Source organism: Rhodococcus sp. Eu-32 (assembly GCF_003336925.1).
GTDB lineage: Bacteria > Actinomycetota > Actinomycetes > Mycobacteriales > Mycobacteriaceae > Rhodococcoides > Rhodococcoides kyotonensis_B.
In genome coordinates this window covers 12306-24578 of record NZ_QGNK01000030.1, presented here as the reverse complement: position 1 = coordinate 24578, position 12273 = coordinate 12306, and the positions used below count along the sequence as shown (strand labels likewise).

Annotated in this window: 9 protein-coding genes; 5 read left to right on the top strand and 4 right to left on the bottom strand. The window is 65.8% G+C overall.

Annotated elements, in window-relative coordinates:
* Position 1 precedes the first annotated feature (1 nt).
* Positions 2–1012, bottom strand: a complete 1011-nt coding sequence (locus tag DK926_RS24525) for a 1-phosphofructokinase family hexose kinase (protein ID WP_114332573.1) — start codon at positions 1010–1012, stop codon at positions 2–4.
* Complete coding sequence (locus DK926_RS24520; protein WP_068428929.1) at positions 1009–1776, bottom strand: DeoR/GlpR family DNA-binding transcription regulator; 768 nt, start codon at positions 1774–1776, stop codon at positions 1009–1011. The genes DK926_RS24525 and DK926_RS24520 overlap by 4 nt, the downstream gene beginning before the upstream one ends.
* Positions 1777–1914: 138 nt before the next feature.
* On the opposite strand from DK926_RS24520, the gene ptsP reads away from it, so the two are divergent.
* The 3 genes from ptsP to DK926_RS24505 all read left to right on the top strand — a co-directional run bounded on the left by ptsP (position 1915) and on the right by DK926_RS24505 (position 6170).
* Positions 1915–3600, top strand: a complete 1686-nt coding sequence (ptsP, locus tag DK926_RS24515) for a phosphoenolpyruvate--protein phosphotransferase (RefSeq protein WP_114332572.1) — start codon at positions 1915–1917, stop codon at positions 3598–3600.
* Positions 3601–3623: 23 nt separating this feature from the next.
* Positions 3624–4889, top strand: coding sequence for a solute carrier family 23 protein (locus tag DK926_RS24510; protein ID WP_114332571.1), 1266 nt, complete (start codon positions 3624–3626; stop codon positions 4887–4889).
* Positions 4890–5027: 138 nt separating this feature from the next.
* A complete protein-coding gene (locus DK926_RS24505; RefSeq protein ID WP_114332570.1) occupies positions 5028–6170 on the top strand; it encodes an acyl-CoA dehydrogenase family protein in 1143 nt (380 codons plus the stop codon).
* A gap of 166 nt (positions 6171–6336) precedes the next feature.
* Here DK926_RS24505 and lexA read toward each other — a convergent pair whose 3' ends face one another.
* Entirely contained in the window at positions 6337–7128 is a 792-nt protein-coding gene (lexA, locus tag DK926_RS24500; RefSeq protein WP_206030689.1) for a transcriptional repressor LexA, read from the bottom strand.
* Positions 7129–7411: 283 nt separating this feature from the next.
* Between lexA and DK926_RS24495 the strand changes: the two genes are divergently transcribed.
* Positions 7412–7744, top strand: coding sequence for a hypothetical protein (locus DK926_RS24495; RefSeq protein WP_125833460.1), 333 nt, complete (start codon positions 7412–7414; stop codon positions 7742–7744).
* 175 nt (positions 7745–7919) lie between these two features.
* On the top strand, positions 7920–8384 hold the full coding sequence (gene nrdR, locus DK926_RS24490; protein WP_068428940.1) for a transcriptional regulator NrdR: 465 nt from the start codon (positions 7920–7922) through the stop codon (positions 8382–8384).
* Here the strand turns inward: nrdR and hrpA are convergent.
* On the bottom strand, positions 8374–12267 hold the full coding sequence (hrpA, locus tag DK926_RS24485; protein ID WP_114332568.1) for an ATP-dependent RNA helicase HrpA: 3894 nt from the start codon (positions 12265–12267) through the stop codon (positions 8374–8376). The two genes, nrdR and hrpA, sit on opposite strands and share 11 nt — an antisense overlap.
* Positions 12268–12273: the final 6 nt, after the last annotated feature.

The window sequence follows — 12273 nt, the reverse complement described above, 5'->3', positions numbered from 1 at the left end:
CCTAGGAGAGTGTCGACGAACTGGAAGGGGTAGAGGACGAGCTGGCGGGAGGTGAATCGAGAGCATGCACGGTGACGGCGTCGGGCCGTGCTTGATTCGGCGTCGGCAGCGTCGTACCCGGTAGGGCGGTGGCTGCAGTTCCGAAAGCGACTGCGCGACGGAGACGATCGGCCGGCGAACAGTGTTCGATGTCGGCCAGGATGTAGCCGGCAAGAGAGGAGTCGCCCGCGCCGACCGTGCTGATGGCATCGATCCGTGGCGGGCTGGCGAACCAGGCACCCTCGGCGGTGACGAGGACGGCCCCGGCGCTGCCGAGAGTGGCGAGAACGCTGCCGACGCCGCGACCGAGCAGAATGCGGCTGGCTTCGACCGCTGCGGTCGGGTCGCCGGCTGACGCCGCCTGCTCGAGCGCGTCGCCGTCGACGCCGGTCAGCTGGGCGAGTTCCTCGGAGTTCGGCTTGATCAGGTCGGGAGCGGATTCGGGGAACGATTCGGCGAGCGACAGCAATGGCTCGTCCGAGGTGTCGACGGCGACCCTGCACGGCGTCTCGCGCAGTGCGCGAACGAGTTCCGCGTACCAACCGGGTGCGATTCCGGGCGGCAGCGATCCCGACAATGCAACCCACGCAGCGTCGCGGCCGAGATCGACGACGGTCTCGAACAGCGCGTCACGCGTTGCCGCGGTGAGCACGGCGCCGGGTTCGTTGATCTTGGTCGTCGTGCCACCGGGCTCGCTGACGGTGATGTTGGTGCGTGCGAGGCCGTCGGTCGGCACGCTCCAGAAGCGAACGCCCTTGGTGCTCAGTGCTTCCAACAGCGGATCGCCGTTTGCCGCAGGCAGGACGGCCATGGACTGGACGCCCGCGCCCGTCAGCACTCGCGCGACGTTGACGCCTTTGCCACCGGGGTCGTTGACGGTGGTGCGTGCTCGATGCACTCCGCCGCGAACCAGTTCCGAATCGAGTACGACGGTTCTGTCGATACTCGGGTTCGCTGTCAGTGTGACGATCATGCGGTCACGACCTCGATTCCGTTGTCGGTCAAACTCTTACGATCCGTGTCCTCGATGTCGCCGTCGGTGACGACGACGTCGATGTGGTCCAGTCTGGCGAAGCTCACGAGGTGTTCGCGGCCGATCTTCGTCGAATCCGCAAGAACGACAACATGATTGGCGCAATTGACCATCGCTCGTTTCACGGCGGCTTCGTCGCTGTCCGGTGTGGACAGCCCGTGGCCGATACTGAGGGCGTTGGTGCCGATGAACGCGACGTCGACGCGCAGCCATTCGAGCGCCTGCATGGCCTCGGGTCCGACGGCGGCCTGCGTCGTACCGCGCACGCGGCCGCCGAGCATCCGCAGGTTCACGCCGGTGAGCGGCGCAACCCTCGCGGCGATCGGTACCGAATTGGTGACGAGAGTCAGGTCGCGGTCGCCGGTCAGCAGGGAGGCCAGTCGCCCGGTGGTGGTTCCGGCGTCGAAGACGGCGCTGCCGCCCGCGGGAGGAAGGTAGTCGAGCGCTGCGGACGCGATCGCGTCCTTCTGCTCCGCGCGCGTGTACTCGCGCTCTCCGACACCGGGCTCGGTGGCCGTCAGCGCCGATGCGGGCACCGCTCCACCGTGTACTCGACGCACGACGCCGAGGCGGTCGAGCACTGCGAGATCGCGTCGCACCGTTTCGGTGGTGACGCCGTAGGCAACGGACAGGTCGGCGACGGAGACGCGGCCGCGGGTGCTGATCAGTTCCGCGATGGATTGCTGTCGTTCTTCTGCGTACACCCCCGACTCCTTCCTGATTACTGTTGGTTTATGTTGTTTTACGCCCGTATCTGTTGACATGTCAAGGCCAACGAGTAATCTCGATCACAGACAACGGCGGGTGACGGGTCGAACACACCGAACGACGAAGGAGGACACATGACGGGATCGCTGCGATCCGATGCGCAGGACACGGTGTTGCGGGGGACTCCTGTCGTTCCCGGTGTGGGATTCGGCCCGGTCATCCGACCCGGCCGTCGCCCGGAAGTTCCGACCGACACGACCGTCGTCGACGACGCGGCGCGCGGCGAAGAGCTCGAACGCTTCCGCACGGCCGCCGCGACCGTGGCCGCCCGGCTGCGGGGACGAGCGGAACTCGCGACCGGGGCCGCGTCGGAAGTCCTGTCGGCGAACGCCGCGATGGCCCAGGATCGCGGATGGCTCGGTGCCGCCGAGAAGCTGATCTCCAAGGGCACCCGCGCGACGGCAGCGACGGAAGCAGCAACGCAACAGATCGCGACGATGTTCGAAAAGCTCGGCGGACTGATGGCCGAGCGCGTCACCGACCTTCGGGACATCCGCGACCGGGTCGTCGCCGAAATTCTCGGAGTCGACGAGCCCGGCGTGCCGGTGCCGACCGAGCCGTCGATCCTCTTCGCCGACGACCTGGCGCCGGCCGACACCGCAGGTCTCGACGCCACCCTCGTCGTCGGCTTGGCGACGTCGCTCGGCGGGCCCACCAGTCACACCGCGATCATCGCGCGTCAGCTGGGCATCCCCTGCATCGTCGCCGTTGCCGGTCTCGACGACGTGCCCGCGGGCACGACGGCCATGGTCGACGGCACGACGGGCGACGTGGTGCTCGACCCGAACGCGGACGACGCGGCGAGGCTCGTCGCCGACGCGAAAGCCGAACTCGCCCGTGTGTCGGGCTGGAGCGGTCCGGGCGCCACGGCGGACGGTCACACCGTCGACATCCTCGCGAACGTCCAGGACGGCGCTGGCGCGCGCGCAGCCCGCAGTTCCGCGGCGGACGGCGTCGGACTGTTTCGGACGGAGTTGTGCTTCTTGGACCGCGACGCCGAGCCGACAGTCGACGAGCAAGCCGCGATCTACGGGGAGGTGCTGGATGCGTTCGCCGGACACAAGGTCGTTGTCCGCACACTCGATGCAGGCTCGGACAAGCCGCTGCGCTTCGCCAATCACGCCGACGAGGCCAACCCTGCCCTCGGTGTTCGTGGAATCCGCATCGCGGAACAGGATCGTGGCATCCTGTATCGCCAGCTCGACGGCATCGCCGCCGCAGCGAAGGCGACCGGCTCGAACCCGTGGGTCATGGCCCCGATGATCGCGACCGCCGCCGAGGCCGCTGCGTTCGCAGCCGACGTGCGTGAGCGCGGGCTGAAACCCGGGGTGATGATCGAGGTCCCCGCCGCGGCCCTGCTGGCCGAGCACATTCTCGAGCACGTCGACTTCCTGTCGATCGGCACGAACGACCTCGCCCAGTACACGATGGCAGCCGACCGGATGTCCTCTGAACTGGCCGCGCTGACCGATCCGTGGCAGCCTGCCGTGCTCGCGCTCGTCTCGCACACCGCCAAGGCAGGTGCCGCCGCAGGCAAGCCGGTCGGTGTGTGCGGCGAGGCAGCGGCCGATCCGTTGCTCGCGTGTGTGCTCGTGGGTCTGGGCATCACGTCGCTGTCGGCTGCGTCGGCCGCCGTCGCCCACGTCGGAGCGAAGCTGTCGACCGTCACGTTCGACAAGTGCGTCGAAGCAGCCGACGCCGCTCTGCGCGCGGACAGCGCTTCCGCCGCACGCGCGGCGGTTGCTGCAATCCTGAACTGAATGCCCTCTAGGATTCAGTCCTTGTGAGTCGAAACTTCGGATGGACCCTGCACGGCAACGGAAAGACTGTCGCTGCAGGCGCGGTGGTGGCCCCGGACGAACGTCTGTCGTGGCCGCGCACGATCGGTATCGGAATGCAGCACGTCATCGCCATGTTCGGTGCGACGCTGTTGGTTCCGACGGTCACCGGATTCCCGGTGACCACCACCTTGCTCTTCTCCGGAATCGGCACCGCGCTCTTCCTGGTGATCACACGCGGACGCATTCCGAGCTACCTCGGATCGTCGTTCGCGTTCATCGCCCCGCTCAGTGCTGCGCAGGCAGACGGGCCGGCAGCGCAACTCGGCGCCGTCATGTCCGTCGGAATCGTCCTGGCCGCAATCGGTTTCGTCGTCAGGTTCGCGGGCGGACGGGTGATCGAAGCCGTCATGCCGCCGGTCGTCACCGGAGCCGTCGTCGTCTTGATCGGGCTCAACCTGGCTCCGGCCGCGACGTCGTCGTTCGAGGCGCAGCCGCTCGTCGCGGCGGTGACGTTGATCGCGATTCTGCTCGTCACCGTCGTCGGTCCAGGACTTCTCGGTCGGCTCGGCATTCTGGTCGGCGTCGTGATCGGATGGGTCTTCGCGGCCGTTCTCGGCGAGATCGACCAGACCAGGCTCGACGCGATGCGCGACGCGGCCTGGATCGGCGTGCCCGAGTTCCGCGGGCCGACGTTCGAGCTGTCCGTCGTACTCATCGCCCTGCCGGTCGTGATCGTGTTGATCGCGGAGAACGTCGGACACGTCAAGGCCGTGTCGGCCATGACGGGGAAGTCGCTCGACGACCTGGCCGGTGACGCGTTGATCGCCGACGGCCTGGCCACCACCCTGGCCGGCGCGGCAGGTGGGTCGGGGACGACGACGTACGCGGAGAACATCGGCGTCATGGCCGCCACCCGTGTCTACTCGACGGCCGCGTACTGGGTCGCCGCCGCGACCGCCGTGATTCTCGCGTTCTCGCCGAAGTTCGGGGCTCTCGTCTTCACCGTTCCTTCCGGGGTCATCGGCGGTGCGACGCTCGTGCTGTACGGCCTGATCGGTCTCCTCGGTGTACGCATCTGGTTCGACAACAAGGTCGACTTCACCGACCCGGTCAACCTGATGGTCGTGGCCGCGGCGCTCGTCGCAGGCATCGGGGACCTGACGCTGACGGTCGGCTCGGTCGAACTCGGCGGCATTGCATGGGGCTCGGTGGGCATCCTCGTCGGCTATCCGATCGTGCGCAGCCTGGCTCGGGCGCGACAGAACTGACGTACCGCGCGTTCGGTCACCGATGACGCACGAAACGGTCATCGACTGCGAACTCGGTTCGGTCGTAGTGTTCGAACTACGCCAACCGTCGGCGGCGAGGTTCCATGCCGTCCGGCAGTACCGATGAGGAGTGATGAAGTGGAACGCACCCTGTTCGATCCGGAGCACGATCTCTTCCGCGAGTCGTACCGCAAGTTCCTCGAACAACACGTCGCTCCGAATCACGCGACGTGGGAAGAGCAGAACATCGTCGACCGTGACGTGTGGGTCGAAGCCGGAAAGCAAGGCTTTCTCGGTATGGCCGTGCCCGAGGAGTACGGCGGCGGGGGAGTCGAGGACTTCCGGTACAACTCCATCGTCACCGAGGAGACGACCAGGGGTGGCTACAGCGGCATCGGCTTCACACTGCACAACGACGTCGTCGCGCCGTACCTGATCAAGCTCACCAACGAGGAGCAAAAGAAGCGGTGGCTGCCCGGATTCTGTTCGGGCGAACTGATTTCCGCGATCGCGATGACCGAGCCCGGCACCGGCAGCGACCTGCAGGGCATCAAGACCAAAGCCGTTCGTGACGGTGACGAGTGGGTGCTGAACGGGTCGAAGACGTTCATCACCAACGGAATCAACGCCGACATCGTCATCGTCGTCGCGTGCACCGATCCGGACAAGGGCGCGCAGGGCTTCAGCCTGCTCGTCGTCGAACGGGACATGCCCGGCTTCGAACGCGGCCGCAATCTCGACAAGATCGGCATGAAGGCGCAGGACACCGCCGAACTCAGCTTCACCGACGTTCGAGTGCCTGCTGCGAACCTGCTCGGCGAAGAAGGCATGGGCTTCATCTACCTCATGCAGAACCTCCCGCAGGAGCGACTGTCCATCGCCGTCGTCGCTGCCGCCGCCATGGAGTCCGCGCTCGACATGACAATTCAGTACTGCCGCGACCGCAAGGCGTTCGGCAAGTCGATCGGCAAGTTCCAGAACACCCGCTTCGTACTGGCCGAACTGGCCACCGAGACCACGGCGACCCGCATCATGGTCGACAAGTTCATCGAACTGCTCAACGCCGGAACGCTGACGGTGCAGGAAGCTGCGATGGCCAAGTGGTGGACGACCGAGAACCAGGTCAAGCTGATCGATCGGTGCCTGCAGCTGCACGGCGGCTACGGCTACATGAAGGAATACCCGATCGCCAAGGCGTACATGGACTCACGCGTCCAGACGATCTACGGCGGCACCACCGAGATCATGAAGGAGATCATCGGGCGCGGGCTGGACCTGTAGTTCCGCCTTCCCGTCCTTTCTCTTTCCCGGCCGAGGGTGACATTCGGTCACTCCGAGTGACCGGAAGGCCACATTCGCTCCGGCCGGGATGCGGCCCGGACGACAGCACGAAGCCCGCGCTCACCGAGTACGACCTCGGTGGACGCGGGCTTCGTCGTTCGTGGAATCAGAGCTTGCGCATCACGGTGACGACCTTGCCCAGGATTGCGGCGTCGTTGCCCGGAATGGGTTCGAACAATGGGTTGTGCGGCATGAGCCAGATATCGCCCTTCGACCGCTTGAACGTCTTCACGGTGGCCTCGCCGTCGATCATCGCCGCGACGATGTCGCCGTTGTCGGCCACGCTCTGCTGCCGTACGACCACCCAGTCGCCGTCGCAGATCGCGGCGTCGATCATCGACTCGCCGACGACCTTGAGAAGGAACAACGACCCCTGGCCGACGAGTTCGCGGGGCAGCGGAAAGACGTCCTCGACGGCTTCCTCGGCGAGAATCGGGCCACCGGCGGCGATACGTCCGAGGACGGGCACGAACGTGGGTGTCGGCAGCTGATCCTCGGCGGCAGCCGAACCGTCGGCGACGGCGGCTGCGTGATCGGCCTGCACCTCGTCGAGTCCGCGAACATCCACCGCACGGGGACGGTTCGCGTCACGGCGCAGGAATCCCTTGCGTTCGAGCGTCCGCAGCTGATGGGCGACCGACGACGTCGACGTCAGACCGACCGCGTCACCGATCTCACGGATGCTCGGCGGGTACCCGCGCTCGGTGACCGATGCGCGAATGACCTCGAGTACCTTGCGCTGACGCTCCGTGAGCCCCGCGTTGATGTCGGTGCCTTCTCCTTCGAAGGCCTTCGCCGTCGGCACGGCGGCAGGCTTGCCCGCCGAACTCTTGCCGGCAGACCTGGATCCGGCGGACTTCGGTGCCGGTGTAGACCCTGACGAGGTCTCGTCCTTCATACGTGCATCCTCCTGCCGTCTCGGCGTGCGTTGCCGATGCTGGTGTGGCTGTCGCCTGTGGTTCTGTGACGCCATTTCGAGTGGTGCCGGTGTGACGTGTGGTTTCTGACACGAATCTAGCCCGTCGACGCTGTTCGATCAAACATCTGTTCGATCCGTGTCGCATTTTCTACTGACTTTGTCGGACCCGCGTGATAGAACTTCGAACAAGCGTTCATCGAACGCCTGATCGAATGGAACGAAGGCAAGTGTTCGATCATCGTCGACAGCAGTGGAGATCTCGATGAGCATCACGGTTTCAGACCCTCGGGTGGTCCGCCCGGTCGCGCGTCCCTCCCGTCGACGCGCAACGCCCGCGCGACGTCGCTACGTGCACTCGGCCCCGTCGGCACATCAGCCGTCGTCGATGGGTGCGTACGCGGACTCGTGCGTCGAAGAACGCCGTTCCGATCAGTCGATCTCGTGGCAGGCCACCGTGGCAGGCGTCGTGGGTACCGCAGTGGTGATCCTCGCGCTGGTCGGGCTCGCCAACCTCCGCGCGGGGCAGCTCGAACCGGCGTCGCAGCCGCCCAGTCAATCGGTGGAGCACGTCGTACCGTCGGCCACGGGAGAATGATCTCGTCATGTCGCCGGTGGTCGGCTTTCCGTCCCAGACGGGTGATCGAGTTCAGCACGTAGCGCTCCGAGTATTCTCGGAGCCTGCACCTCCCGTGCGTCCTAGGTGTTTCACGGGTCCTCCGCGTTCGACCGGTGATGGCGGGGAGTGCATCGGCTACGACGGAGGCTCCGACATGCATTGCCCGTTCTGCAGGCACCCTGATTCGCGCGTGGTGGATTCCCGCGAGGCGGACGAAGGCCAGGCGATTCGTCGGCGTCGGTCGTGCCCGGAATGCGGTCGTCGGTTCACCACCGTCGAAACAGCGGTCCTCGCGGTCGTGAAGCGCAGCGGCGTCACCGAGCCGTTCAGCCGCGAGAAGGTCGTCAAAGGTGTGCGGCGCGCGTGCCAGGGCCGGGATGTCGACAACGACGCGTTGAACCTCCTGGCTCAGCAGGTGGAGGACGCGGTTCGTGCGTCCGGATCCGCCGAAATTCCCAGCCACGAGGTCGGATTGGCCATTCTCGGCCCACTCCGCGATCTCGACGAAGTAGCCTACTTGCGCTTCGCGTCCGTGTACCGATCCTTCAGCTCGGCCGAGGATTTCGAGAAGGAGATCCTCGAATTGCGCGCGCATCGCGAGGCCGGCGTCAGCGACTGACTGCGTCCATCGCCTTCATGATTCGTTTCTCGGACACCGGATAGGCAGTTCGAATCCCCTGCGCGAACAGGCCGATGCGAAGTTCCTCGATAGACCAGAACACGTCCTGGACGGCCGAACTCCTCTGTCGTGCCTCGGGTAGCGACTTCAGCAGGCGGTCGTACGCGTCGTAGACGCGATCCAGCACATCCATGCCCGCATCGTCACGAGACGCGCTGCTCGGCAACGACTTCAGGCGAGCGGTTGCGCCCTGCAGGTAGCGAGGAATGTCCGCGAGACGAGCGGACCCGAACTCGAAGACGAAGCCGTCGAACACCAGACCGTCGAGTTGCTCACGGACGTCGTCGGCGGCATCGCCCTTCTTCGTGTCCAGGATCGATCGAAGTTCCATCGCGGCAGTCAGAATCGGCCGCACGAGCGCGACGATCCGGGACGTGCGGGCTGCGGTGTCTGCGTTGACCGCCTTCGACAGTGCGGCGAACTTCTCGGGGCTGCGCACCGGACCGCCGTGCGCCATCATCGCTTCGTCGACGGCGGTTCGGCGGCAGTCCTCGAGCAGTGCCTCGACGCTGCCGTACGGGTTCTGTCCGAGCGCGAGACGTTCCTTCGTCGGAATGCCCGCGAGCAACGCTTTGGTGCCCCGGGGCGCGGACTCGAGCAGGAGGGCGCGTGTTCCGTCCCGCATCGACGCGCGCTGCTGAGCGGGTGTGCTCAACACACGCACGGCCACACCACCGTTCTCGGGAACGAGCGCGGGGTAGCCCGTGACGGTCTGCCCGCCGACGGACCGGGTGACGGTGTCCTCCAACGTGCCGAGCGAGGACGACGTCCAGGCCAGTGTCGGTGCGCGTTCGGCCTGTCCGACGGCACTTGCGACCTCGCGATCGACGCGCGGCGACAACGTCTTTCGCAGCCGAACCAGGTCCTTGTCGGAGCCGAGAACGGTGCCGCTCCCGTCGACCGCGACGAAGGTCATGTGCAGATGCGGCGGCAACGACGCCACGTCGAAGTCCGTCGGGTCGATGCGGCACGCGCCGAGGCGGGAAAGCTCCCTCGCGAGGGCCGTGACGACGGGCTCCGACCTGGGCTTCATCGACCTCAATGCCGCAGCGGCGAAATCCGGTGCCGGAACGACGTTGCGACGCAGTGCCTTCGGAAGAAGCTTGATGAGTGTCGCCACCAACTCGGCGCGCATACCGGGGACCAGCCAGTCGAAGCCCACGGGCTGCACCTGCGCGAGGAGCGCGATCGGAATGCGGGCGGTGACGCCGTCCGCCTCCGATCCCGGTTCGAACTGGTACGTGAGTGGGAATTGAATTTCGCCCTGTCGCCACGCATCCGGGTAGTCCCCACCGAGGACCGAGGCCGCGTCGGGGTTGACGACAGTGGCAGCGGTGAAGTCCAGAAGTTCCGGAGCGGCCTTGCGCGCCTTTTTCCACCACGTGTCGAAGTGGCGTGCCGACACCGCCTCTTTTCCGACTCGGGCGTCGTAGAAGTCGAACAGTGCGTCGTCGTCGACGACGATGTCACGCCGTCGAGCTCGGTTCTCGAGTTCTCCGACGTCCTCGAGCAGCGTGCGGTTCTTGTGGAAGAACGGATGCTGTGTCTTCCACTCACCCTGTACGAGAGCATGTCTGATGAACAGTTCGCGCGAGATCTCCGGGTCGATGCGGTGATAGTTCACCGGACGTCCCGTCACGAGCGGGATGCCGTACAGCGTGACACGCTCGTAGGCCATCGCGGTCTGTCGTTTGATGGACCAATGCGGTTCGGAGTACGTCCGCTTCACCAGATGCGGGGCGAGGCGTTCGGCCCATTCGGGTTCGATGCGGGCGGCCATCCGGCCCCACAATCGCCCCGTCTCGACCAATTCGGCTGCCATCACCCAACGCGGCGGTTTCTTGAACAACCCCGATCCGGGGAAGATCGCGAAGTGGGTACCGCGGGCGCCGAGAAACTCACGCTTCTCGCCCTCGCGTAGTCCGATATGCGACAGCAGACCGGACAGCAACGCTTGGTGCAGTGCCACCGGAGTGCTTTCGTTCTCGGGGACGGTCCAGCCGAGTCCGCGCGTGATCTGACGTAGCTGACCGTGCAGGTCTTGCCATTCCCGAATGCGCAGGTAGTGCAGGAACTCGTTACGACACATGCGTCGAAACTGGTTCGACGACAATTCGTTTCGTTGTTCGCGCAGGTACTTCCACAACTCGATGTAGGCGAGGAAGTCGGAGTTCTCGACCGCGAACCGTGCATGCTTCTCGTCGGCAGCCTGTTGATGCTCGGCCGGCCGCTCTCGGACGTCCTGGATCGACAGCGCGGAGACGACGACCAGCGCGTCCGCGAGCGCGCCTGTGGCATTGGCTTCGACGAGCATCCGCGCCATTCGCGGATCGACGGGGAGTTGCGCGAGTTCACGTCCGATCGGGGTGAGCTCCGGTTCGCCGCTCTTCCCGGCCGTGAGCGCTCCCAGCTCTTCGAGAAGTCCGACGCCGTCGCGAATGCTCCGCGGGTCCGGCGGCTCGACGAACGGGAACTGGTCTATCTTTCCGAGGCCGAGGGACGTCATCTGCAGAATCACCGACGCGAGGTTGGTACGCAGGATCTCCGGCTCGGTGAAGTGGGGCCTGGCCTCGAAGTCTTCCTCGGAGTACAGCCGAATGCAGATGCCGTCCGCCACGCGACCGCAACGGCCTGCGCGCTGCCGTGCGGACGCCTGGGAGATCTTCTCGATCGGAAGGCGCTGCACCTTGGTGCGTATCGAGTACCGCGAGATGCGAGCGGTGCCCGGATCCACGACGTAGCGAATGCCGGGCACGGTCAGTGACGTCTCGGCGACGTTGGTGGACAACACGACTCGCCGTCCCGTGTGCGGCGTGAACACCCGGTGCTGCTCGGCCGCGGACAGGCGCGCATACAACGGAACGATCTCGGTGTTGCGTAGTTTCCGGTCCCGCAGTGCATCCGCGGTGTCTCGAATCTCGCGTTCGCCGGACAGGAACACCAGGATGTCGCCGTCGCCCTCGCCGAGCAGCTCGTCGACGGCGTCGCACGTCGCGTCGACGGGATCGAGATCGATCGTCGTGTCGCCGACGTCGACCGACAAAGGGCGATAACGCATCTCGACCGGGAACGTTCGACCGGAGACCTCGATGATCGGGGCCGGAACTCCGTCACGAGCGAAGTGCTGTGCGAAACGTTCGGGGTCGATCGTCGCCGACGTGATGATCACCTTGAGATCGGGGCGGCGGGGGAGGAGCTGAGCGAGGTACCCGAGAATGAAGTCGATGTTCAGGCTGCGTTCGTGGGCTTCGTCGATGATGAGCGTGTCGTACTGTCGCAGCAGCCGGTCGCGCTGGATCTCGGCGAGCAGAATGCCGTCGGTCATCAGTTTGACGAGCGTCGAATCCGAGGACTGGTCGGTGAAACGCACCTTGTAGCCGACAGTTTCGCCGATGTCCTGGCCCACTTCCTCGGCGATGCGTTCGGCGACAGTGCGGGCCGCGAGACGCCTCGGCTGGGTGTGGCCGATGGACCCTCGAACACCGCGGCCGAGTTCGAGGCAGATCTTCGGAATCTGCGTCGTCTTGCCCGATCCGGTCTCACCCGCGACGACGACCACCTGATGCTGCTCGATCGCAGCCGCGATGTCGTCCTTGCGTTGGCTGACCGGAAGAGATTCGGGATATTCGACGACGGGAACTGCCGTGCGACGGTTCGCCACCACGAGCTCGGCGCGCGCGACGTCGCTCTCGATCGCGTTCAGTGCGTCGTCGGTGCGTGCCCGGTCGAGCCGACGACGGAGGCGATGTTCGTCGCGCAGCGTGACACCCTCGAGACGAGCGGTGAGGGTGCGACGACGGTGCGAGACGGTTTCAGTAGACATGCTGCC